We start from the raw sequence: 22943 nt of genomic DNA, 5'->3' as shown, positions 1-22943 counted from the left end.
CGTTATGGGGAAATTATTCTACGCGACCTTCTTTGCTCGCTTTTCACGGCGTGCCAAATATTCAGCCGCTGTTTCAATCCGTCCCAATTCTTCCTGGGTGCGCATGTTGTTTTCAACTTCCCAAAGATCAACTGCCGCCTGGAGGTTTAGCCAAAAATCGACTGAGGTATCAAAAACTTTAGCCAGGCGAAATGCCATATCCGTTGTGAGTTTACGATTGTTATTAATCAGTGCACTGACGCTATTACGATGAACATGTAGCAACTCTGCTAACTCATTGATTTTCAAATCGAACGGTTCCAGATATTCATAGAGAAGAATATCTCCGGGTGTCGTCGGTTTTCTTGTTGCCTGTTTCATGGTTTTACCTTTCTCGTCATCGCGACAGCTATGTTTTAGTAGTCGTGTGGATCTAAATACAATTCTTCGGCCTTGCCATTAACCCATTTAAAAATCAGTCGGTACTGTTTATTCACTCTAATGGAGGAGTATTCCTGCAATTTCCCCGATAACTCTTCGTACCGGTTCCCTGGTGGGGAACGTAAATCCCGATGAGAAGTTGCAGCATTAATGATGTCCAATTTTCTTGATAACGCGTTATGGATTTCAGCTGGGATCTTTCGATGTGGCGTTGAGTGGACAAAAAAATCAGCCAGCCAGGCATCACGAAAACTCCTTATGTTGATTTTTTGATCCATTCCATTCTCATCTCCTTGTCCATTATTTAATCATTATAATGCACACAAGCACTGTGCACAAGTGCAACAATCAACTCCATTTGCGCCATCCCTCCCCGCGCGCTAGCATGATATTTCACAAAGGGAGGTCGTATGGATCTGTTGTACCGGGTAAAAACACTTTGGGCCGCGCTGCGCGGTAATCATTACACCTGGCCTGCCATCGATATCTCTCTCACCGGCAATCGCCATTTTCATCTGATTGGCAGTATTCATATGGGTAGCCACGATATGGCTCCTCTACCCGCCCGTTTGCTTAAAAAGCTCAAACAAGCCGATGCGCTGATTGTCGAGGCGGATGTTTCCACCAGCGATACGCCTTTTGCTAATTTGCCTGCCTGCGAGGCGCTGGAAGAGCGCATCAGCGAAGAACAATGGCAAAATCTGCAGCACATCAGCCAGGAGATGGGCATTTCTCCGTCGCTCTTTTCTAGCCAACCGCTGTGGCAAATCGCGATGGTTCTTCAGGCGACGCAGGCGCAAAAACTGGGGCTGAGGGCTGAATATGGTATCGATTACCAGCTATTGCAGGCGGCGAAACAACAACATAAAACCGTAATTGAACTGGAAGGGGCAGAAAACCAGATTGCCATGTTGCTCCAGCTCCCCGACAAAGGACTGGCGCTGCTGGACGATACGCTGACCCACTGGCATACCAACGCACGGCTACTACAACAAATGATGAGCTGGTGGCTGAATGCGCCGCCGCAAAATAATGAAATAACACTGCCCAATACGTTCAGCCAGTCGCTGTACGACGTGCTGATGCATCGGCGAAATCTTGCCTGGCGGGATAAATTACGCGCTATGCCACCGGGGCGCTATGTGGTCGCGGTCGGTGCGTTACATCTTTATGGAGAAGGGAATTTGCCACAAATGTTGCGCTAAAAAAATGGCCAATATCGCTATTGGCCCGTCAAAGAGGAATTTCATATTTTTATTATTATGCCGTCACTTTAAGCGACGGTGTAACTCGATTGTCGCTCAATCTCACCATCCTGCCAATACTATTAGGCAAGATGACTCTTTTTTTTGAGCCGCCATCAGGCGTATGCTTTCTCCGTTTTTTGTTTGAGGCAGGAAAATTACGATGACACCCGCAGTTAAATTACTCGAAAAAAACAAGATTTCATTCCAGATTCATACCTACGATCACGATCCGGCTGAAACCAACTTTGGCGATGAAGTGGTCAAAAAATTAGGGTTGAATGCAGATCAGGTGTACAAAACGCTGTTGGTCGCAGTGAACGGCGATATGAAACATCTGGCGGTAGCCGTTACGCCTGTCGCCGGCCAACTGGATCTTAAAAAGGTGGCAAAGGCGCTGGGTGCCAAAAAAGTGGAAATGGCCGATCCGATGGTCGCGCAGCGTTCGACGGGATATCTGGTTGGGGGAATTAGCCCACTGGGGCAGAAAAAACGTCTGCCGACGATTATTGATGCCCCCGCGCAAGAATTTGCCACTATTTATGTTTCCGGCGGCAAGCGCGGGCTGGATATTGAACTTGCGGCAGGTGATCTGGCGAAGATCCTCGATGCCAAATTTGCCGATATCGCCCGCCGCGATTAAGCATTGTGCCGGATGCGAACATCCGGCACTTTCAGATTACTGCCAGCTTACCTCACCTTTCGGCTCATACACGCTCGCATCCAGCGGCGAGTTTTTCTGGATATAGTCTTTCAGCACTTCGGCATCAATAAAGCCGGTATTCACATAGCCCGGTTTGTTATCAAGGCGCGGATAACCATCACCGCCGGTGGCATTGAAGTTTAATGTCGCCATACGGTAAGTTTTTGCCGGATCGACCGGTTCGCCTTTGATTTTCAGGTCGTTCAGTTTGCCGTCTTTCGCCACAAAGCTGACGTTGGCAAATTGCGGATAGGCACCGGAATCTGGTTTCATTTGCGCGACGGCGGTGAGGTAATCAATCACCTCTTTACCGGTCATGTCGGCATACACCACCACATTGCCGAACGGCTGCACTTTCAGCACGTTTTTATAACTGATGTTACCCGCGTCGATGGAGTCACGAATCCCGCCTCCGCTCATCACCGCAAAGTCGGCTCCGGTGCGATCCATTTGTGCTGCCAGAATCAACCTTCCCATATTGGTCTGTACGAAACGAACTTTGCTGCGGTCGCCTTCAAGGCGGTCACTAACCTCACCAATTTTCACTTCCAGTTGCGCTTTGCCTTTGTTCTGGAACGGGGATAACAGCGAGATCATTTGCTGGTTTTCAGCGATTTCCGGGGTGTACAGCACGCGTTCGCTTTTTCCGTCTTCCCAGGTCACTTTTTTCTTCAGGTTCACCGGAATCAACTGGTAATTGACCATTTTCATTTCGCCATTGCGAAACTCAAAATCGGCTCGTCCCACGTACTTGCCCCACTCATGCGCCTGGACAATCCAGATGCCGTTTTGTTGATCCGGCTTACAAGGCGTACCCGGCACGTAATCCACCTGTTTTTTATTTTCTGCTGCCATGCAGACCGGATCTTGCGAGTGACCGCCGACGATCATCGCCAACGATCCGGCAGGCAGGCTGCGCGCCATCTCTACATCGCCCGGTGCGTTTGAACCGTGTTCACCATTGTCGTAATGCCCCATATGCGTGGCTGCAATAATAATGTCTGGCTTTTCTGTCTGTTGCAGCTCCTGAATCACCAGCTTCGCTTCATCGGCGGGCTTACGAAATTCGATATCAGTGAAGTATTCCGGGTTACCAATTTTCGCCGTGTCATCGGTCGTCAGACCAATTACCGCGATTTTCAGATCCTGACGCTTAAACAACGCCCAGGGTTTAAACAGGCGCTCGCCGGTACTTTTTTGATAGATATTGGCGGAGAGTAACGGGAACTTTGCCCATTTTTCCTGCTGGCGTAATACGGTGAGCGGGTTATCAAATTCATGATTACCGATCGCCATCGCGTCATAGCCCACCAGATTCATACCGCGAAAATCAGGTTCGGCGTCCTGTAAATCTGATTCCGGTACACCAGTGTTAATGTCACCACCTGAAAGTAACAGCACGCTACCGCCTTCAGCCGCGACTTCTTTGCGGATACCATCCACCAGCGTTTTTTGCGCCGCCAGACCATATTCGCCATATTCATTACGCCAGAAATGACCGTGGTGGTCGTTGGTATGAAGTACCGTAATTTTGTAGGTTTTATCCTGCTCATAAGCCTGGGCGGTTTCACTCGCCAGTGTAAATGCGGCTAATAATGCTAATGCCACACCCCGCTGCAAAAACTTCATATTTCTCTCTCCCTGACCAGATATCAACGTGTTGAAAATTAGTATGACGCGACATAATAGACAAGTCTGTGTTCGCTGATGGTAAATCTACATGCAAAAATGGAAATTCTGTATTAAGCATTGAGACTTCCTTCAGACAGCGCATACAGGTATGTTAGTCGGGTAATAATCACAAATAAGATAATTCTTTACATCGCAACTCTAAAAAAGTGACTTTCCTATGGCAATGAGTGAACAAACCCAGCCTGCGGCGGGCGCGGCTGCATCGACCACTAAGGCTCGTACATCATTTGGTATTTTAGGCGCAATCAGCCTCTCGCATCTGCTGAACGACATGATCCAATCGCTAATTCTGGCGATTTATCCGCTGCTTCAGTCAGAGTTTTCCCTGACGTTTATGCAGATTGGGATGATTACCCTCACCTTTCAGCTCGCCTCTTCGCTGCTGCAACCGGTAGTCGGCTACTGGACAGATAAATACCCAATGCCGTGGTCATTACCGATTGGCATGTGCTTTACCATGAGCGGCCTGATACTGCTGGCGCTGGCGGGTAGTTTTGGTACGGTTCTGCTGGCGGCGGCGCTGGTCGGTACGGGTTCGTCGGTCTTTCACCCGGAATCTTCCCGCGTGGCGCGTATGGCGTCTGGTGGACGTCATGGCCTGGCGCAATCTATCTTCCAGGTGGGCGGTAACTTTGGCAGTTCGTTGGGGCCATTGCTGGCGGCGGTCATCATTGCCCCTTACGGCAAAGGCAACGTTGCATGGTTTGTGCTGGCGGCGTTGCTGGCTATCGTGGTTCTGGCGCAAATCAGCCGTTGGTACTCAGCACAACATCGGATGAGTAAAGGCAAACCCAAAGCAATAATAATCAATCCACTGCCGCGTAATAAGGTCGTACTGGCTGTTTGCGTGCTGTTAGTGCTGATTTTCTCGAAATATTTCTATATGGCGAGCATCAGCAGCTATTACACCTTTTATCTGATGCAAAAATTCGGATTATCTATCCAGAATGCCCAGCTTCATCTGTTTGCCTTCCTGTTTGCCGTCGCAGCGGGTACGGTGATTGGCGGGCCTGTCGGGGATAAAATTGGTCGAAAATATGTAATTTGGGGCTCTATCCTCGGCGTTGCGCCGTTTACGCTGATTTTACCCTACGCCAGCCTGTACTGGACGGGGGTTTTAACGGTGATTATTGGATTTATCCTCGCCTCGGCGTTTTCTGCCATTCTGGTCTACGCTCAGGAGCTACTTCCGGGGCGTATAGGCATGGTTTCTGGACTGTTTTTTGGTTTCGCTTTCGGTATGGGGGGGCTGGGTGCTGCGGTTCTGGGGCTTATCGCCGACCATACCAGTATCGAGTTAGTTTATAAAATCTGTGCTTTCCTTCCACTTCTTGGTATGTTGACCATATTCTTGCCTGATAACCGGCATAAATCCTGATTTCCAGGCAGCCAAAGGTAAACTTTGGCTGCCTCATTTTACAGTAGCCATAAGCCTTTCCTCTTCCTGCACCTTATCACTTTTCCGATCCGTGCCTTTTTTGCGGTTAATTCCATTTTTCTGCAAAATTCAACAATTATTCATAAACATCAACTATGAAATTGTCATAAACTATTACCTGTAATTTTGGTTTTCCCAGCCAAAAATGGACAACAACCACCAGGAACAGGAGACGGAATGCATCACGCCACCCCGCTTATCACCACCATTGTTGGCGGCCTTGTGCTCGCTTTTATCCTCGGCATGATTGCTAATAAACTGCGTATTTCTCCTCTGGTGGGATATCTGTTAGCAGGCGTGCTGGCAGGACCTTTTACTCCAGGGTTTGTTGCCGATACCAAACTGGCACCAGAGCTGGCGGAGCTGGGCGTTATTCTGCTGATGTTCGGCGTCGGTCTGCATTTTTCGCTCAAGGATTTGATGGCGGTAAAGTCCATCGCCATTCCCGGCGCGATCGCCCAGATAGCGGTAGCGACGTTGCTGGGTATGGCTCTTTCTGCCGTGATCGGCTGGTCGTTAATGACTGGCATCGTGTTCGGTTTGTGTCTTTCTACCGCCAGTACCGTGGTACTGCTGCGTGCGCTTGAAGAACGGCAGTTGATAGACAGTCAGCGCGGGCAAATCGCCATCGGCTGGTTGATTGTGGAAGACCTGGTAATGGTTCTGACGCTGGTGTTGCTGCCCGCAGTGGCTGGAATGCTGGAACAGGGCGACGTGGGCTTTGCGACGCTGGCGGTTGATATGGGAATCACCATCGGCAAGGTGGTGGCATTTATCGCCATTATGATGTTAGTGGGTCGCCGTCTGGTGCCGTGGATTATGGCGCGAAGCGCAGCAACCGGTTCGCGAGAACTGTTTACCCTGTCGGTGCTGGCGCTGGCATTAGGCATTGCTTTTGGTGCGGTAGAACTGTTTGACGTCTCCTTTGCACTCGGCGCATTCTTCGCCGGGATGGTGCTAAATGAATCCGAACTTAGCCACCGCGCGGCGCATGATACGCTGCCATTGCGCGATGCGTTTGCGGTGCTGTTTTTCGTCTCCGTTGGGATGCTATTTGATCCGTTAATTCTGATTCAGCAACCGCTGGCAGTGCTGGCAACGCTGGCGATTATTCTGTTTGGTAAATCAGTTGCGGCACTGTTCCTCGTTCGGTTGTTTGGTCACTCCCAGCGCACGGCGTTAACTATCGCCGCCAGCCTCGCGCAAATTGGTGAGTTCGCGTTTATCCTGGCGGGGCTGGGGATGGCATTAAATTTACTGCCGCAGGCCGGGCAAAACCTGGTACTGGCAGGCGCGATCCTGTCTATTATGCTCAACCCGGTACTGTTCGCGCTGCTGGAAAAATATCTGGCAAAGACCGAAACGCTGGAAGAACAGACGCTGGAAGAGGCTATCGAAGAAGAGAAGCAGATCCCGGTGGATATTTGCAACCATGCGCTACTGGTTGGCTACGGTCGTGTAGGCAGTCTGCTGGGCGAGAAATTACTCGCCTCTGATATTCCGTTAGTGGTGATTGAAACATCACGAACCCGCGTCGATGAACTGCGTGAGCGTGGCGTTCGCGCGGTACTGGGCAACGCGGCGAATGAAGAGATTATGCACCTGGCGCATCTGGAGTGCGCAAAATGGCTGATTCTGACCATTCCTAACGGTTACGAAGCTGGCGAGATTGTGGCCTCTGCTCGCGCCAAAAACCCGGATATTGAGATTATCGCCCGCGCCCATTATGACGATGAGGTGGCGTATATCACCGAACGTGGCGCGAATCAGGTGGTGATGGGTGAACGTGAAATCGCCCGTACTATGCTGGAACTGCTGGAAACACCACCGGCTGGCGAGGTGGTGACGGGGTAATACATTAATGTCGCCATTGCCGGATGCGATGCTGACGCATCTTATCCGGCCTACGCGTGCCATCTTCCGTAGGTTGGATAAGGCGTTTATGCCGCATCCGACTGTCATTGGTTCGATGGCTTAACGATCCCAGTAAGACTCTTCCAGGCTGTCTTCTCGCTCCGGCAGACCGCGCGTTAAGCGTGGTGAATGCTGGTTCAGTACCTGATAGCTCACACGGTTAGCATATTTACACACCTGTGCTAACGACGAATAAGTCAGCCAGGTGAATTTATGCTTGCTGGAATTTGGCACGTTAGTGCGGTGATAGCTATTGGCGGTAATGTCATGCAACAACGCGGCCAGCGCACCGTCTCCGGCACCATTGGTGTTCATGATTTTTTCTGGTCCGCCCATGTACGGCGCAATGTGCGAATAGACACGCAGCGGATTCTGGCAATCTTTATGACGCATAGCGCGGCTAAACTCATACTGGTTAAATTCCGCGATAGCGCCCGGCAACAGCGGATGCTGGGTTTTGCGTTTCGCTTCGTCTTCCGTAAAGCCCGCCATATACAAGCCGATGGGCCCGGCGGTGCACAGCACCAGATCTACCCAGTCCAGCGCCTTGTCAGATGCCAGCAGCGGATCGCTCTCTCCGGTCAACGCTTCGGCTTCTTCTTCGTTCATCGCGAGGATGGAGACGTGCTCTTTGAGGAATTGCTGCCACCATTGCGGATTCTCGGCGATGACAAATTTAGTACCCAGCGTTAGCACCACCGGTACGTTATATTTTTTGGCATACTCAATGGCTTTCATGGTCGCTTCCGGCATCGGTTCACCCGGCTTGCAACGCACCAGATAGGACGTTAATACCAGCGCCGACGCTCCGGCGATAACATCTTCCGGAATGCTTTCTGCCCGTAACTGGTTCATATGACCTGGACTGATAGCAAAGGTACGTTCGCCAGACTCGCCAATCAGCGTAAAGCAACGACCAATCGGGCCATCCACGCCCTGCAGATAGTTAAGATCGGTACGGCTGGATGTATTGCACAAGTAACGATAGGCGTAGCTGCCAATTTCAATATTGCTGCACATCACGCCCAGCAGCACCGAACGGTCGTCTGCCAGTACAGAATAGTTGTGCATGGTATTGCCAATAGTGCCACCTGCAAACTGATGAGTAATCAGGTTTTTCTGTTTCAGCTCCTGATAAAGTGCTTCAGCAACATCATCTTCAATGACCAGTGAATGCCCGGCGCTTAATCCATAACGTTCAATAAAATCGTCTTCCACTTTGGCTTCAATATCAACCAGCGTCTGGTCGATACCGACCACCCAGGCTGCGCTGGTTTCGTTTTCTGGTTGGATTTGCTGCAACAGCGGATCGCGTGCATTTACGGGGAAGTAATGTTTGGATTTACGTTTGCCGGGAAATTTCATGGTTGTTTTTACGGGTGGTTAACTGAACGGCGAATGTTAACACAATCATGCCTGAACGCGCGAGACGCAGGCAGTTTCAATATCAGCCGACGGGATCGCATTTTCATGGGAGATGTTCCTTACAATGACGCAATTTGAAAGGAGTTTTTGCATGAAGCCGGAAAACAAACTACCCGTGCTGGAGCTAATCTCTGCCGAAATGAAGGCGGTTGTTAATACTCTTCAGCCCGATTTACCGCCCTGGCCCGCAACGGGAACGATTGCCGAACAACGCCAGCATTACACGCTTGAGAGCCGATTCTGGAATGCTGGCGCTCCAGAAATGGAAACCAGAGCTTACGCGGTTCCGACAAAATATGGTCAGGTAGAAGCACGGCAATTTTGTCCGAACCCGGATAGCCCGGCGACGTTGTTTTATCTGCATGGCGGCGGTTTTATTCTCGGCAATCTCGATACCCACGATCGCATTATGCGCCTGCTGGCAAAGTACACCCAGTGTACGGTGATTGGTATTGATTACACACTTTCGCCTGAAGCGCGTTTTCCGCAAGCGATAGAGGAAGTCGTGGCTGCCTGTTGTTACTTCCACCAGCAGGCGGGCGATTATCAGATCAATATGTCACGCATTGGTTTTGCCGGTGATTCCGCTGGCGCCATGCTGGCGCTCGCCAGTGCTTTATGGTTGCGTGATAAGCAGATCGATTGCGGCAAAGTTGTGGGCGTTTTGCTGTGGTATGGGCTTTACGGATTACGCGATTCCGTGACTCGCCGTCTGTTGGGCGGTGACTGGGATGGCTTAACGCAACAGGATTTGCAGATGTATGAAGAGGCGTATTTAAGCAACGAAGCAGACCGCGAGTCGCCGTATTACTGCCTGTTTAATAACGATCTCACTCGCGATGTGCCCCCCTGCTATATCGCCGGTGCAGAATTCGATCCGCTGCTGGATGACAGTCACCTGCTTTACCAGACATTGGCGGCGCATCAGCAGCCCTGTGAGTTCAGACTCTACCCAGGAACGCTGCACGCCTTTTTGCATTATTCACGGATGATGAAAACCGCCGATGATGCTCTTCGCGACGGCGCTCAATTCTTTACCGCTCAGCTTTAGCGATACGCTGCAACAAGATTAGCCATCATTTCGATATGTTCCGGCGTGGCATTAAGCGCCGGAATATATTCGTATTTTTTACCGCCTGCACCGAGGAAGACTTCACGGTTTTGCTCGGCAATCTCTTCCAGTGTTTCCAGACAATCCGCAGCAAAGCCCGGACACATCACCTGAATATGGCCGACACCTTTTTCTCCCAGCATTTTCAGCGTTTCGTCGGTATAAGGCATCAACCAGGGTTCCCGACCAAAGCGCGACTGAAAGGTCATCATCACTTTTTCCGGTGCCATTCCCAGCGCAGAAGCCAGCTCGCGGGTCGTTGTGCGACAACGTTGCGGATAATCATCGCCTTCATCCGCATAACGCTGGGGAATACCGTGATAAGAGAGTAAAAGTAAATCTGGTTCGCCATGTTTGGCAAAAGAGGCGCGAACACTATTCGCCAGCGCATTAATGTAATCGTGGTTATCGGCATAATCGCGAATAAACGATATCCCCGGAATGCTACGTTTGCGCGCCAGAATACGTGCCAGTTCATCCCATACCGCACCGACCGTTGAACAGGAGTATTGCGGGTAGAGCGGCAGCACCACGATATGATCAACATGTTCAGCCAGTAGTTCATCTACGGCGCTTTCCAGCGATGGCGTGCCGTAGCTCATCCCCAGCGCCACGGGCGTATCCGGTAAACGTTGTGCCAGCGCCTGTTGTTGCTGGCGGCTGTAAACCATCAGTGGCGAGCCACCTTCCATCCAGACAGAGGCATACAGCTTCGCCACACGCGGCGAGCGCAGAGGCAAAATCACGCCGCGCAGCAATGGCCACCACAACAGCCGTGAAGTATCGACTACGCGTCTGTCGCTTAAAAATTGTTTCAGGTAGCGTTTTACCGCTTCAGGAGTGGGGGCATCGGGCGTACCCAGGTTTGCCAGCAGGATACCGGTTTTAGTTTGACGCATTACCGCCTCTTATCGATTCAACTTGTTGATAATTGTAGCGGAAAAGTGAGGAAGAAGAACTAATTGCTGTGAGAGGTATTGCCTGAGGAGGATGAGCAGACCTGCCCGAAAGCAGATCTGCTGCAACTTGATTAGCCGAGGATTTTTTCCAGAGCCGCGCGAACTTCAGCAACCGGTTTGGTGCCATCGACTTTTGCGTATTTGGTGTTGCCCGCTTCCGCTTCTTTAGAGTAGTAGCCGATCAGCGGTGCAGTCATCTGATGGTATTCAACCAGACGTTTACGCACGGTTTCTTCCTGATCGTCTTTACGGGTAGTCAGTTCTTCACCGGTAACGTCGTCTTTGCCTTCGACTTTCGGCGGATTGAATTTAACGTGATAAACACGACCAGACGGCGCGTGAACGCGGCGGCCTACGATACGGTCAACAATCAGTTCGTCCGGTACGTCAAACTCCAGAACGTAGTCAACGTTGATGCCCGCTTCTTTCATCGCGTCTGCCTGCGGAATGGTACGCGGGAAGCCGTCAAGCAGGAAACCGTTACGGCAGTCTTCCTGAGCAATGCGCTCTTTAACCAGCGCGATCACCAGTTCGTCGGTGACCAGTTTGCCAGCATCCATAATGTCTTTTGCTTGTTTACCCAGCTCGGAGCCAGACTTGACCGCAGCACGCAGCATATCGCCAGTGGAGATTTGCGGAATACCATATTTCTCCATGATGAACTGAGCCTGAGTCCCTTTCCCCGCGCCCGGAGCGCCAAGCAGAATGATACGCATTGCGAAAATCCCCTTAAAATGTGTCGAATTTTTTGAAAAAGCGATAAACGATACCACCATCAGGCGATTGCCTCAAGAAAGGCACCTGGGGCTGAAACGGTTAAGGGGGAGATAATTTGCGGAAAGTGCAGATAATGAAAAGAAAAATGCCGGATGACACGAAGGTCATCCGGCACCACATTCATCTGTATGCCGGATAAAATTCATCCGGCATTACATCAGGAAACCAGCAGCTGGTTCATACGACGAATAAACAGGTTCGGATCTTCCAGCGTGCCGCGTTCTGCCAGCAGCGCCTGATCCAGCAGCAGTTCTACCCACTCGCTGAACTTCGCTTCATCTTCAGTATCTGCCGCACGTTTCACCAGTACGTGATCCGGGTTCAGTTCGAAGATGTATTTCACTTCTGGCACTTTCTGGCCCGCCGCAGCGAACAGTTTCGCCATCTGGGTGCTCATTTCGTCCGCATCAGTAGACACAATCGCTGGCGTATCGGTCAGACGGTGAGTCAGACGGACATCTTTCACACGCTCGCCGAGCAGGGCTTTCACACGGTCGATAAACGGAGTCAGTGCTTTCTCCGCTTCTTTCGCGCTCTCATCAACTTCGTCAGCCAGTTTTTCCAGCGACTCGTCAACTTTGGACACAGACTGGAACGGTTTACCGTCGAACTCAGTCAGATAGTTCATCATCCACTCATCGATGCGGTCGGAAAGCAGCAGAACTTCGATGCCTTTCTTACGCAGCAGTTCCAGGTGCGGGCTGCTCTTCGCTGCCGCGTAGCTGTCTGCGGTGATGTAGTAGATTTTCTCCTGCCCTTCTTTCATGCGGGAAACGTAGTCTTCCAGAGACACGGTTTGAGCAGAAGAGTCGGTATGAGTAGAAGCAAAACGCAGCAGTTTGGCGATCGCTTCCTGGTTAGCGAAATCTTCCGCCGGACCTTCTTTCAGTACCAGGCCAAACTGTTGCCAGAAGGTCTGGTATTTTTCCGCGTCGTCTTTCGCCAGTTTTTCCAGCATTTGCAGTACACGCTTGGTCAGCGCATTGCGCAGGTTACGCGTTACTGTGCTGTCCTGGAGGATTTCACGGGAAACGTTCAGCGGCAGATCGCTGGAGTCAATCAGACCACGCACGAAGCGCAGATAGTTCGGCATGAACTGTTCTGCGTCGTCCATGATGAACACACGCTGGACGTACAGTTTCAGGCCGTGTTTATGATCGCGGTTCCACATATCCCACGGAGCCTGGGACGGGATGTACAGCAGGCTGGTGTACTCTTGCTTACCTTCAACTCGGTTATGGCTCCAGGTCAGCGGATCGTTAAAGTCGTGGGCGATGTGTTTGTAGAACTCTTTGTATTCTTCATCGGTGATTTCCGACTTGTTGCGAGTCCACAGCGCCTGCGCTTTGTTGATTTTCTCCCAGGAAATAACGGTTTCGCCGTCTTTCTCTTCGCGTTTTTCGATCTCTACCGGCAGCGCGATATGGTCGGAGTATTTGCTGATGATGGAACGCACGCGCCAGTCATCGAGGAATTCATCCTCGCCTTCGCGCAGATGCAGGGTAATTTCAGTACCGCGATCTTCTTTGGTGATATCGGCAACGGTGTATTCACCTTCGCCCGCCGATTCCCAGAATACGCCGTTTTCTGGTTTTTCACCTGCCGCACGGGTGCGCACGGTCACTTTATCGGCCACGATAAACGCAGAGTAGAAACCAACACCAAACTGACCGATCAGCTGGCTGTCTTTCGCCTGGTCAGAACCCAGGGATTCGAGGAACGATTTGGTGCCGGATTTAGCGATAGTCCCCAGATGGTCGATCACTTCGTCGCGGGTCATGCCCACGCCGTTGTCGGAAATAGTCAGCGTGCGCTTGTCTTTGTCGAAAGAGACACGAACGCGCAGTTCGCCGTCACCTTCGTACAGATCCGGGTTAGAGAGCGCGCGGAAACGCAGCTTGTCCGCCGCATCGGAGGCGTTAGAGATAAGCTCACGCAGGAAGATTTCTTTATTGGAATAGAGAGAATGGATCATCAGATGCAGAAGCTGCTTCACTTCTGACTGAAAACCACGAGTTTCTTGTCCTTTCATGTAGGTCTACCTCAATAATGCCATTTTAAGGTTAAAAACAGGATGAGGGAGAGATGGGGACAAGGAGGAATAATTTCAAGCGAGAGCAGGTGATCCTGCTCTCGTTTGCTTAAAAACGAATCTTATGACGCCCGGCAAGTGAGTGCGACAGCGTGGTGCCGTCGACCATTTCCAGTTCGCCGCCAACCGGTACGCCGTGGGCAATACGGCTGGCTTCCACGTCATACTGCGCGCAAAGCTCGGCAATGTAGTTAGCGGTGGCTTCACCTTCGACCGTTGGGTTGGTGGCGAGGATCACTTCGGTGATTTTTTCCTCCGACAGACGCTGTTCCAGACGATCAAGTCCGATATCATCCGGTCCGATGCCGTCCAGCGGTGACAGGTGCCCCATCAACACAAAATAACGGCCTGAAAACTGCCCCGTCTGCTCAATGGCGTAGATGTCCGCCGGACTCTCCACCACGCAGATTTGACCGTTTTCCTGACGACGCGGGTTTGAACAGATGTTACAGACTTCCTGCTCAGTGAAGGTGCGGCAATCGGCGCAGTGACCGATTTCCGACATCGCCCGGGTGAGCGCCTGCGCCAGACGCATCCCGCCGCTACGATCGCGCTGAAGCAGCGTGAACGCCATACGCTGCGCCGACTTCGGGCCAACGCCCGGCAGACAGCGCAGTGCTTCCATAAGCTGTGTTAACAGCGGGCTGGTTTGCATCAGAACGGCATCTTAAAGCCAGGCGGCAGCTGCATTCCGGAGGAAACAGAGGCCATTTTTTCTTTCTGAGTTTCTTCGATACGACGTGCTGCATCGTTGAATGCCGCAGCCACCAGGTCTTCCAGCATCTCTTTGTCGTCTTCCAGCAGGCTTGGGTCGATCTCAACGCGACGGCAGTTGTGTGCGCCGTTGATGGTCACTTTAACCAGACCTGCGCCGGATTCGCCGGTCACTTCCAGCTTCGCGATTTCTTCCTGCATCTGCTGCATTTTTTCTTGCATCTGCTGGGCCTGCTTCATCAGGTTGCCCAGACCGCCTTTACCAAACATAGGTTTCTCTCTCAATCACGTTAAGGATGACGATCGTAAGCTGTGCTTACGATCAAATGGGGCGGATACTTTCTTCATCCAGCTCCGCATCGAAGAATCGACGCAGGGTCTGGATATTATTATCCGCAATAATGGACTCGCGCGCCTGCGCAAGTTTTTCTTCGTATATCGCCTGACGCCACTCCAGCGGCGTACGCACCGCTGGATTATCATCTTCAACGATAGTCAGTTCAACCGTTGAGCCATTTAACGTACTCAACGCTTCAGCCAGTTTTTGTTGTGCACCGCTGTTATTCAAATGACGCTGAGAGGAGCGCAAATGCAGACACACCGTGTTGCCGTTCTCCTCTTTCCAGGCATTTAACGCCACCTGTTCGACCAGTTTTGGTAGCGAAAGTTGGCTCACCTGTGCTGCCCACGGATCGCGCTCAATGGCTTCTGCCGCCAGCTTCGCCGCCAGCTCTGGCGTTTTTTCATGTTCCAGCGCCTTTTTCAGCGCCTTTGGCGTGGCGACCACTTCTTTTTGTTGCATCACTGGGGTGGTAGCCTTCCAGCGATACGCTTCTTTTTTGGCTGGCGCTTTTTCCAGCGCCGATGGTGCCGGACGCGACTGAACGCGATCGGTGACCGAAGCCAGTCTTTCCAGCGCAGCGTTATTCACCGGCCGCGCGCGGGTAGCGGCTGCCGGTTCACTCTTTTTTGCTTTGGTTGCTCCCTGTGCGCGCTGTAGTTGCTGGCGCGCCGCCAGCACCTGGCTGGTGGTTTCTGAGAGCGGAACGGTCGGTGCCTGCTGCGGCGCTGATTGCGGCTGTGGCGGCACCTGCATTGGTGTCATTACCGCCGTCGGCGCGACTGGCGCAAAGGACTGGCGCGGCACTTCCGGTTCGGGTAGCGGCATACGCGGATGGAACGCCAGCGCGCGCAATAGCGTCATTTCAACGCCCATGCGTCTGTCTGGCGCATACGGTAATTCTTTACGACCAATCAATAGCGTCTGGTAGTAAAGCTGAATATCTGTTGGCGGTATGGTGCGTGCCAGTTCACGCATCCGCAGCTCAATGGCGGCCATACCATTGCCAAGCGCAGCAGGCGAAAGCTGTACCATCGCAATGCGGTGCAGCAGGCCGAGCATTTCCACCAGCAACGCTTCCCACTCGATACCACGGGCAGCAGCTTCGTTAATCAGCGCCATTACACGCTCGCCGTTGGCTTCCACCATCGCTTCGACCAGCGACAGCGCCTGATCGTCGTCGAGCGTACCGAGCATCGAACTGACCGCCTGGGTAGAAACCTGACCATCACCGCTGGCAATCGCCTGGTCAGTCAGACTTAACGCGTCTCGCAGGCTGCCTTCAGCGGCGCGCGCCAGCAGTTGCAGCGCCCGAGGCTCGTGGGCGATATGTTCTTCGTTGAGAATGTGCTCAAGCTGATGACGAATTTGCTCGACATCCAGCGCCTTGAGATGAAATTGCAGGCAGCGCGACAAAATCGTCACCGGCAATTTCTGCGGATCGGTGGTTGCCAGCAGAAACTTCACATGCTCTGGTGGCTCTTCAAGGGTTTTTAACAGTGCGTTGAAGCTGTGGCGCGACAGCATATGCACTTCGTCGATCAGATAGACTTTAAAGCGACCGCGCGCTGGCGCGTACTGAACGTTATCCAGCAGGTCGCGGGTATCTTCGACTTTGGTGCGCGAGGCGGCATCGATCTCAATCAGATCAACAAAGCGCCCCTGTTCGATTTCGCGGCAGTTATCGCATACGCCGCACGGCGTCGCGGTAATACCTGTTTCGCAGTTTAGCCCCTTCGCCAGCAGTCGGGCGATAGAGGTTTTTCCGACGCCACGAGTGCCGGAAAAAAGATAAGCATGATGAATACGCCCTAACGACAAGCCGTTCGCCAGTGCGGTCAGCACATGTTCCTGGCCGACGACGTCAGCAAAGGTTTGTGGGCGCCATTTTCGGGCTAAGACCTGATAACTCATTGGCAGGCTCTGAAACGCTGGAAGGTGGATTCACGAAGGGGTAATGCTAACACAGCCCCGTCAGAACGGCGAGGCTGAATGTACATCTTGTGCTGCCCATGGCGCGGGCTGTCGAAAATTAGTGGCCCGGGAACGGGACAAGGCTATAACAGGTAATGCCTTGATTTTCGAGACGCTGTTCACCGCCGAGGTCGAACAGATTAATGATGAATGCAGCGTCAGTGACTTCACCGCCCAGACGACGGATCAATTTCACTGTCGCCTCAATGGTGCCCCCAGTTGCCAGCAAATCGTCGACTACCAATACTTTGTCACCAGGTTTAATGGCATCAACGTGGATTTCCAGCTTATCGGTGCCGTATTCCAGTTCGTAAGTTTCGCTGATGGTTTCGCGCGGCAGTTTGCCCGGTTTACGTACCGGAACAAAACCTACGCCCAGCCCCAATGCTACCGGAGCACCAAACAAGAAGCCACGTGCTTCGGTGCCGACAACTTTGGTAATACCCGCATTTTTGTAACGCTCAACCAGCAGGTCGATGCTGAGAGCGTAAGCTTTCGGGTCTTCCAGTAAGCTGGTGACATCACGGAACAGAATGCCGGGTTTTGGGTAGTCCTGAATGCTTTTGATGCTATTTTTGAGATACTCAAGCTGCTGTGCAGTCGCGGTCATAAGTGTATGCCTGCTTGTTACGGTGGTACTCACGGCGCGTTTTAAACGTATCAAAAGTAACTTTTGTTTAACCTTTGACCGCCTGCGCCTGTGCTCGAAAACGCCAGAATGTACTGGCTGTGGGCGATAATTGCAACAGCGATTGTTGTGCTTCAGTGCTTTTCTTGCTTTTCATCAATCACTGGGATTCGCCACATAAAAATCAGCAAACAAGTGAGGATCACCAGCAACAAAATGCGTACCCACGTCATATGCACAAACCACAGTGAAATAGCAAAAGTCACGAGTATCAATAAAATCGCCCGTGGTTTTGCGCCACGCGGCATTGCATGGTATTTCTGCCAGAAGCGTAAATAGCTACCAAACCATGAGCGATACAGCAGCCAGGCGTGAAAACGCGGGGAAGAGCGGGCAAAGCACCAGGCAGCCAACAGGATAAACGGCGTAGTCGGTAATACCGGTAATACCACCCCCAGCGTACCCAACACTACCGCCAGCCAGCCAATGATGATTAAAATGATTCGTTGCATATTGAGTGTTGTCAGCTTACAGAGTGGCTACTTTAGCATAACAATTATCATTTTCATTGAGGTCTTATCGTGAAAACGACCCTGCTGCTGGAAAAACTGGAAGGTCAGCTCGCCACGCTGCGCCAGCGTTGTGTCCCGGTGGCGCAGTTCAGCACGTTAAGCGCCCGTTTCGACAGGCATCTTTTTCAGACTCGCGCGACAACGTTACAGGCTTGTCTCGATGAGGCGGGCGATAACATGGCTGCGCTTCGTCACGCAGTCGAACAGCAGCAGCTGCCGCAAGTAGCCTGGCTGGCAGAACACCTGGTCGCCCAACTGGAAGCGATTGCCCGTGAAGCGGCATCCTGGTCACTGCGCGAGTGGGACAGCGCGCCGCCAAAAATTGCCCGCTGGCAACGAAAAAGGATTCAACATCAGGATTTTGAACGGCGATTACGTGAGATGGTAGCGGAACGTAAAGCCCGTCTGGCACAGGCAACCGATTTAGTAGAGCAGCAAACGCTGCATCGTGAAGTAGAAGCCTACGAAGCGCGTCTGGCGCGGTGTCGCCATGCGCTGGAAAAAATCGAAAACAGGTTAGCGCGTTTAACTCGCTAGCAATGGAGAAAGTATGTCACTGGAAAATGCCCCTGACGATGTCAAACTGGCCGTCGATTTAATTGTGCTGCTGGAAGAAAATCAGATCCCAGCCAGTACCGTGCTGCGCGCGCTGGATATTGTAAAACGTGATTATGAAAAGAAATTACAGAACGATGATGAGGCTCAAAGCGAAAAATAAATGGGGCGGCTAAATGCCGCCCCTTTCGTTATTACCCTACCGCAGGCGTCGGATCGTCGCCTTTGTAGTCTCGTTTCACTTCCGTCACTTCATCGCCCTTCTCGTTATGCAGATGCACTTCAAGTTGGTTAAAGGCAATGTTGATGTCGTTTTCACGGCACAGCTGATCGATGGTACGGTTCAGTTCATCGACAGTACGGCTACGGTCGCGCAGTTCACGAACGTACAGGCGCAGCTCGTGATCCAGCGTGCTGGCGCCAAACGCAGTAAAGAAGACTTCCGGCATCGGTTCGTGCATCACCCTTGGATGCTCAGTCGCTGCCTGAAGCAGGACTCTGCGTACTTTTTCCAGATCAGAACCGTAAGCCACACCCAGACGGATCACCAGACGAGTGGTGGTGTCGGTTAACGACCAGTTGATCAGACGCTCGGTTACGAACGCTTTGTTCGGGATGATCACTTCTTTGCGATCGAAGTCCGTAATAGTCGTTGCACGAATACGGATCTTACTGACCGTTCCGGAGAAAGTACCGATAGTTACCGTATCGCCAATGCGCACCGGACGTTCGAACAGGATGATCAAACCAGAAACGAAGTTACCGAAGATCTCTTGTAAACCAAAACCCAGACCTACAGATAATGCCGCAGCCAGCCACTGGAGTTTATCCCATGACACACCAAGCGACCCAAACACTGTCATCGCACCAACGGCAATGATGATGTAGTTAAGGATGGTGGTAATGGCGTACGACGCGCCCTGGCGCATGTTCAACCGCGAGAGCACCAGCACTTCCAGCAAACCAGGCAGGTTGCGGATCAGCGCCCAGGCAACCATCGATGCGATAATCGCAAACAACAGACTGCCCATAGTGACGCTTTTCACCACCGCAGCCCCGGCTTCAGTGCCGTTGTAATGCCACAGTGTGATGCTGTCGAGATAGCTGAACACGGTGATCAAATCGGACCAAATCGCCCAGAACATCAAACCAAACAGTGCAAACATCAGCAGCATGGTAATACGCAGCGTCTGCTGGTTAACCTGCTCCAGTGCAATGGTGGGTTCTTCCGGCGGTTCGGCGCCTTCAGCCCCCTCTTTCACCAGATTCTGCCGACGCGCCAGCGCACGGCGCCAGGCGATACGCCGTGCCGCCACGCTTAATCCGCGCAGTACGGTCTGGTACAGCAGGTTCCAGATGATCACCAGATAAACGGTTTCAATCCAACGCCCGGAGAGGCGCAGCGTGGTGTAGAAATAACCCGTGGCGGTCAGCACCATCAGCGCAATCGGGATAATCGACAACACGGTAATGGTGACCAGACGCATGGTGTGCGACTCTTTATCACGCCAGCTTTCGCGGCACATCGGCCACACCAGAAAGGCAATCAGCAGCAGGTTGAAGAAAATCATCGCCTGTCCCAGTACATCATCCATCAGATGCAGTGGGGAGAGTTCTGCCACCACAGACCAGAAATGGATCGGCAGCAACGCGAGGCTGATGCGGACAATTTGCCGACGCCAGTGGCTGGTCTGCTGTTCCGGCATACCAAAGTGACGAACAGCAACGCCATTTTTCTCCAGCACCTTCCAGCACAGACCAAATACCAGCCAAAAAATCGCCAGTTTTTTGCTGAACGACCACAGTAGTTCACTGATGTTGAGCTGCATGGTGAGCAGAATTAAACCGACGGCGAGAATAATCAGACACACCGGCAGCGCGCGGATCAGATCGATAAGGATCGCTTTTGGTGTGTTGAGCTGGCTGTCGTTACGCAGGGAACCTACGGCGGAAGCCAGCTTTTGTTGATACGCTTTCAGCCATCCAAGACGCCAGTGAATCAACCCGGCAATCAGCAGCAGCGGCAAACCAGCGAGGAAAGCGATAAAGACGGCAGGCCAGGCTTTTTCCCAGTTCACCGTAATTTTCATCGACTTGAATTCATCCTGCAGCGTTTGTGGGAACGCTTTAATCCAGTCCCAGTCCATCGGGCGGTTACTGTTCACCCAGAAAATCTGCTGGGTCAGGATGGATTTCAGGTTTTTCGATACGCTCATTAACTGTTGCTGGTTGATTTGCAGGTTAATGGCCATCATGAGTTGGTTGCCCAACTGTTTGTTAAGCTGATCCAGCAATTCGCGACGCATATCAACTACTTGCAACAATGCGTCACGAACTTCATCGTTGACTTCATTCGCATGACCCTCTTCCAGTTTGGCGACATAAGCATCGCTCTGGAAGAGTGCGTCACGCTGCTGGTTCACTTCGAACTGTTCGAGACGCAAATCCGCAATGCGGTTGGTCATATTTTCCAGTTCGTCCGCCGAGGGCAGCGTTTGTTGTTGCTGATAAAGAATACGTGACAGCAGCAGGCTGCCCTTCAGGACAGAAATCTGCTCTTTGATATTGCGTTCCGATTGCAGCGCCCGCTCCAGCCAGTTTTTGACTTTGATGTTTTGCTGCATCAACAAATTGCCGTTTTCAGTGGCGCTAATCAGACGCTGACTTAACTGCTGGTTAATTTCCAGCTCTTGTTTCACCAGCGGATTAGCCTGAATACGCGCAGCTTCGTCCGGCGTTACCGCTTCCTGCGCCGTTTTTTCAGTTAATGTCAGACGCTTGCTGTTCACCGCCTCCTGCAATAGTTGCAGTTCATGTTCCAGACGAGTGCTGTTCGCCGTCACGTAATCGCGTTGCTTTTGCAGGGTATCCTGTAAGACTGTGTTCCCTTCAAGGCTTTTACGTTGCTGGTCAATCTCGGCATTCAACAAAGCCTGCTGCGCCTGCATCAGCACTTTCTGGCTGGGACGTAAGGCTGTCTCACCGACTTCCGTGCCATCCAGGCGGCTGCGAATTTGTTGCAGCTGCTGTGAGGCGGTATACATCGCATTTTGCACGCGTTCAGGCTGCGTCTGTAAAGAAACTAACTGGCTGTTATAAGACGCCAGATCGTTTTGTGCGTTTTGCAAATCGTCCAGCGCCTGAGCAACGCGAGTTTCCAGTTGGCGCAACGAAAGCGTGCTCAGAATTTTGCGCGTTTCGTCGTCGTTGTCCACATCGCTAAGTGCGGTTAACGCTGCGGTCGCCTGGCGCATTTTTTCTGGCGCTTCAGCCACTTTTTGTCGTAGCTGAACCGTCTCTTCTTTTACGCGATCGATTTTATCGAGAGTGGCTAATGTGTCTGTCAGATCCTGCTGAATCAGTTTGTCCTGAGCAGAAAGATCTTTTTGTTTATTAAGCGAGTCAAGTTGTGCCTGTAGATCCGCTTTCGTCGGTAGATCACCATTCGATGACGCCCGCGCAAAGGCCGTGTTCTGGCATAACAAGACCAAAACAAAAGCAATAAATGCTGAAAAAACAAAATGCCGTGATCGTTTGTAATACTGGAACATAGTCATGATGAATGAAGGTTTCTGAACCTGAAGAACGACCTGAAATAGTCAAGCGGCTAGAATAGCACGGCGTAGAGAGCCAGAATAGCAACAGCGAAAATGTCCAGGAAAAATCCTGGAGTCTGATTCAGGATTTTTCGTTGGTGGCCGGTGTACGAAGCGTAGGGCAAAGAAGATACATTTCCAGCAATATGGCAACGTAATCGCGGGCTTCTTTTTTGAGGTCAAAAGATTGCGGGGCAAAGAGCCAATTTTCCATTAAGCCGGAAATATAGCCGCGCATAATAATTGCTGCGCGACGCGTCATTAAATCTGCCGGCAACATTTTCGCTTCAATACAATGTCTTAACGTTTGTTCTATACGGTCATAACTTTCCAGACAGAGATTACGTTGTGCCTGTTGAACAACAGCCATTTCCCCGACAAATTCACATTTGTGGAAAATAATCTCCATCAATAATCGACGGCGTTCTTCTGTCACCGTCGATTCAAGAACATGAATTAGTATTTCTCTTAATACTGAGAGTGGATCGTCAGGGAATTTTGCCTGATACTCAAGCTCTAGTTCACCAATATTGGATTCTGACAGCTCCCAGATCTCACTGAACAAATCCGACTTATCTTTAAAATGCCAGTAGATTGCACCACGCGTAACGCCTGCTGCTTTTGCAATCTCTCCCAGCGAGGTGGATGATACCCCCTGCTGTGAGAAAAGACGTAAAGCCACATCGAGGATGTGTTGGCGCGTTTCTTGCGCTTCTTGTTTGGTTTTTCGTGCCATATGTTCGTGAATTTACAGGCGTTAGATTTACATACATTTATGAATGTATGTAC

21 protein-coding genes and 1 other annotated feature are annotated in these 22943 nt (G+C 51.6%); of the genes, 7 read left to right on the top strand and 14 right to left on the bottom strand.

Features of this window, described 5'->3' with window-relative positions; genetic code table 11:
• Positions 1-18: 18 nt before the first annotated feature.
• Together WC5_RS09600 and WC5_RS09605 are read right to left on the bottom strand one after the other, a co-directional pair.
• Positions 19-360 (bottom strand): HigA family addiction module antitoxin, encoded by a 342-nt coding sequence (locus WC5_RS09600; RefSeq protein WP_000806436.1) that lies wholly within the window; start codon positions 358-360, stop codon positions 19-21.
• A 35-nt stretch (positions 361-395) separates the two neighbouring features.
• Complete coding sequence (locus tag WC5_RS09605; protein WP_000372162.1) at positions 396-698, bottom strand: type II toxin-antitoxin system RelE/ParE family toxin; 303 nt, start codon at positions 696-698, stop codon at positions 396-398.
• A gap of 132 nt (positions 699-830) precedes the next feature.
• On the opposite strand from WC5_RS09605, the gene WC5_RS09610 reads away from it, so the two are divergent.
• Together WC5_RS09610 and ybaK are read left to right on the top strand one after the other, a co-directional pair.
• On the top strand, positions 831-1625 hold the full coding sequence (locus WC5_RS09610; protein WP_000365167.1) for a TraB/GumN family protein: 795 nt from the start codon (positions 831-833) through the stop codon (positions 1623-1625).
• Between the two features lie 202 nt (positions 1626-1827).
• Entirely contained in the window at positions 1828-2307 is a 480-nt protein-coding gene (gene ybaK / locus WC5_RS09615; RefSeq protein WP_000186623.1) for a Cys-tRNA(Pro)/Cys-tRNA(Cys) deacylase YbaK, read from the top strand.
• Between the two features lie 36 nt (positions 2308-2343).
• Here the strand turns inward: ybaK and ushA are convergent, their stop codons facing one another.
• On the bottom strand, positions 2344-3996 hold the full coding sequence (ushA, locus tag WC5_RS09620; protein WP_000670594.1) for a bifunctional UDP-sugar hydrolase/5'-nucleotidase: 1653 nt from the start codon (positions 3994-3996) through the stop codon (positions 2344-2346).
• 220 nt (positions 3997-4216) lie between these two features.
• On the opposite strand from ushA, the gene fsr reads away from it, so the two are divergent.
• A complete protein-coding gene (gene fsr, locus WC5_RS09625; protein ID WP_001251623.1) occupies positions 4217-5437 on the top strand; it encodes a fosmidomycin MFS transporter in 1221 nt (406 codons plus the stop codon).
• Positions 5438-5674: 237 nt separating this feature from the next.
• A complete protein-coding gene (gene ybaL / locus WC5_RS09630) occupies positions 5675-7351 on the top strand; it encodes a YbaL family putative K(+) efflux transporter (protein ID WP_000546194.1) in 1677 nt (558 codons plus the stop codon).
• A gap of 120 nt (positions 7352-7471) precedes the next feature.
• On the opposite strand, the gene gsk is transcribed toward ybaL, so the two are convergent.
• Entirely contained in the window at positions 7472-8776 is a 1305-nt protein-coding gene (gene gsk / locus WC5_RS09635; RefSeq protein WP_000671589.1) for an inosine/guanosine kinase, read from the bottom strand.
• Positions 8777-8927: 151 nt separating this feature from the next.
• Between gsk and aes the strand changes: the two genes are divergently transcribed.
• Positions 8928-9887: an acetyl esterase gene (gene aes, locus WC5_RS09640; protein WP_000801862.1), complete on the top strand. Its 960-nt coding sequence runs from the start codon at positions 8928-8930 to the stop codon at positions 9885-9887.
• On the opposite strand, the gene hemH is transcribed toward aes, so the two are convergent.
• The 8 genes from hemH to WC5_RS09680 form a co-directional block, all read right to left on the bottom strand.
• Entirely contained in the window at positions 9884-10846 is a 963-nt protein-coding gene (gene hemH, locus WC5_RS09645; RefSeq protein WP_001250102.1) for a ferrochelatase, read from the bottom strand. The genes aes and hemH overlap by 4 nt on opposite strands.
• Positions 10847-10977: 131 nt before the next feature.
• Entirely contained in the window at positions 10978-11622 is a 645-nt protein-coding gene (adk, locus tag WC5_RS09650) for an adenylate kinase (protein ID WP_001313630.1), read from the bottom strand.
• Positions 11623-11840: 218 nt separating this feature from the next.
• Positions 11841-13715 carry a molecular chaperone HtpG gene (gene htpG, locus WC5_RS09655; RefSeq protein ID WP_000678201.1) on the bottom strand — a complete coding sequence of 625 codons (1875 nt, stop codon included), beginning with the start codon at positions 13713-13715 and terminating at the stop codon, positions 11841-11843.
• 109 nt (positions 13716-13824) lie between these two features.
• Entirely contained in the window at positions 13825-14430 is a 606-nt protein-coding gene (recR, locus tag WC5_RS09660) for a recombination mediator RecR (protein ID WP_001195027.1), read from the bottom strand.
• The gene (locus WC5_RS09665) at positions 14430-14759 is read right to left on the bottom strand and encodes a YbaB/EbfC family nucleoid-associated protein (RefSeq protein ID WP_001515903.1); all 330 of its coding nucleotides are present in this window, start codon (positions 14757-14759) and stop codon (positions 14430-14432) included. The genes recR and WC5_RS09665 overlap by 1 nt, the downstream gene beginning before the upstream one ends.
• Before the next feature lie 52 nt (positions 14760-14811).
• Positions 14812-16743 carry a DNA polymerase III subunit gamma/tau gene (gene dnaX / locus WC5_RS09670; protein ID WP_016231608.1) on the bottom strand — a complete coding sequence of 644 codons (1932 nt, stop codon included), beginning with the start codon at positions 16741-16743 and terminating at the stop codon, positions 14812-14814.
• Positions 15415-15479 (bottom strand) — a sequence feature (DnaX frameshifting element). It overlaps the preceding gene by 65 nt.
• Positions 16744-16861: 118 nt before the next feature.
• Complete coding sequence (apt, locus tag WC5_RS09675; RefSeq protein WP_001515901.1) at positions 16862-17413, bottom strand: adenine phosphoribosyltransferase; 552 nt, start codon at positions 17411-17413, stop codon at positions 16862-16864.
• Positions 17414-17565: 152 nt separating this feature from the next.
• Positions 17566-17943 (bottom strand): DUF454 family protein, encoded by a 378-nt coding sequence (locus tag WC5_RS09680; protein ID WP_001188909.1) that lies wholly within the window; start codon positions 17941-17943, stop codon positions 17566-17568.
• A 69-nt stretch (positions 17944-18012) separates the two neighbouring features.
• On the opposite strand from WC5_RS09680, the gene priC reads away from it, so the two are divergent.
• Both priC and rsmS read left to right on the top strand, forming a co-directional pair.
• On the top strand, positions 18013-18540 hold the full coding sequence (gene priC / locus WC5_RS09685; RefSeq protein WP_000858964.1) for a primosomal replication protein N'': 528 nt from the start codon (positions 18013-18015) through the stop codon (positions 18538-18540).
• A 13-nt stretch (positions 18541-18553) separates the two neighbouring features.
• Entirely contained in the window at positions 18554-18721 is a 168-nt protein-coding gene (gene rsmS, locus WC5_RS09690; protein ID WP_000051150.1) for a pleiotropic regulatory protein RsmS, read from the top strand.
• 31 nt (positions 18722-18752) lie between these two features.
• On the opposite strand, the gene mscK is transcribed toward rsmS, so the two are convergent.
• Together mscK and acrR are read right to left on the bottom strand one after the other, a co-directional pair.
• Complete coding sequence (gene mscK / locus WC5_RS09695; protein WP_000177767.1) at positions 18753-22115, bottom strand: mechanosensitive channel MscK; 3363 nt, start codon at positions 22113-22115, stop codon at positions 18753-18755.
• Between the two features lie 121 nt (positions 22116-22236).
• Positions 22237-22890, bottom strand: a complete 654-nt coding sequence (gene acrR / locus WC5_RS09700; protein WP_000101734.1) for a multidrug efflux transporter transcriptional repressor AcrR — start codon at positions 22888-22890, stop codon at positions 22237-22239.
• Positions 22891-22943: the final 53 nt, after the last annotated feature.

Origin of the sequence: Escherichia sp. KTE114, from assembly GCF_000407765.1 — a bacterium.
In the GTDB taxonomy this organism is placed as follows: Bacteria; Pseudomonadota; Gammaproteobacteria; order Enterobacterales; family Enterobacteriaceae; genus Escherichia; species Escherichia ruysiae.
Note: the sequence above shows the minus strand (reverse complement) of the source record. Positions and strands in the feature narration are given on the sequence as shown.

What these genes read in the sequence shown, in the direction of transcription:
- WC5_RS09600 (WP_000806436.1), bottom strand. Translation starts at nt 360, where the DNA reads ATGAAACAGGCAACAAGAAAACCGACGACACCCGGAGATATTCTTCTC.
- WC5_RS09605 (WP_000372162.1), bottom strand. Translation starts at nt 698, where the DNA reads ATGGATCAAAAAATCAACATAAGGAGTTTTCGTGATGCCTGGCTGGCT.
- WC5_RS09610 (WP_000365167.1), top strand. Translation starts at nt 831, where the DNA reads ATGGATCTGTTGTACCGGGTAAAAACACTTTGGGCCGCGCTGCGCGGT.
- ybaK (WP_000186623.1), top strand. Translation starts at nt 1,828, where the DNA reads ATGACACCCGCAGTTAAATTACTCGAAAAAAACAAGATTTCATTCCAG.
- ushA (WP_000670594.1), bottom strand. Translation starts at nt 3,996, where the DNA reads ATGAAGTTTTTGCAGCGGGGTGTGGCATTAGCATTATTAGCCGCATTT.
- fsr (WP_001251623.1), top strand. Translation starts at nt 4,217, where the DNA reads ATGGCAATGAGTGAACAAACCCAGCCTGCGGCGGGCGCGGCTGCATCG.
- ybaL (WP_000546194.1), top strand. Translation starts at nt 5,675, where the DNA reads ATGCATCACGCCACCCCGCTTATCACCACCATTGTTGGCGGCCTTGTG.
- gsk (WP_000671589.1), bottom strand. Translation starts at nt 8,776, where the DNA reads ATGAAATTTCCCGGCAAACGTAAATCCAAACATTACTTCCCCGTAAAT.
- aes (WP_000801862.1), top strand. Translation starts at nt 8,928, where the DNA reads ATGAAGCCGGAAAACAAACTACCCGTGCTGGAGCTAATCTCTGCCGAA.
- hemH (WP_001250102.1), bottom strand. Translation starts at nt 10,846, where the DNA reads ATGCGTCAAACTAAAACCGGTATCCTGCTGGCAAACCTGGGTACGCCC.
- adk (WP_001313630.1), bottom strand. Translation starts at nt 11,622, where the DNA reads ATGCGTATCATTCTGCTTGGCGCTCCGGGCGCGGGGAAAGGGACTCAG.
- htpG (WP_000678201.1), bottom strand. Translation starts at nt 13,715, where the DNA reads ATGAAAGGACAAGAAACTCGTGGTTTTCAGTCAGAAGTGAAGCAGCTT.
- recR (WP_001195027.1), bottom strand. Translation starts at nt 14,430, where the DNA reads ATGCAAACCAGCCCGCTGTTAACACAGCTTATGGAAGCACTGCGCTGT.
- WC5_RS09665 (WP_001515903.1), bottom strand. Translation starts at nt 14,759, where the DNA reads ATGTTTGGTAAAGGCGGTCTGGGCAACCTGATGAAGCAGGCCCAGCAG.
- dnaX (WP_016231608.1), bottom strand. Translation starts at nt 16,743, where the DNA reads ATGAGTTATCAGGTCTTAGCCCGAAAATGGCGCCCACAAACCTTTGCT.
- apt (WP_001515901.1), bottom strand. Translation starts at nt 17,413, where the DNA reads ATGACCGCGACTGCACAGCAGCTTGAGTATCTCAAAAATAGCATCAAA.
- WC5_RS09680 (WP_001188909.1), bottom strand. Translation starts at nt 17,943, where the DNA reads ATGCAACGAATCATTTTAATCATCATTGGCTGGCTGGCGGTAGTGTTG.
- rsmS (WP_000051150.1), top strand. Translation starts at nt 18,554, where the DNA reads ATGTCACTGGAAAATGCCCCTGACGATGTCAAACTGGCCGTCGATTTA.
- mscK (WP_000177767.1), bottom strand. Translation starts at nt 22,115, where the DNA reads ATGACTATGTTCCAGTATTACAAACGATCACGGCATTTTGTTTTTTCA.
- acrR (WP_000101734.1), bottom strand. Translation starts at nt 22,890, where the DNA reads ATGGCACGAAAAACCAAACAAGAAGCGCAAGAAACGCGCCAACACATC.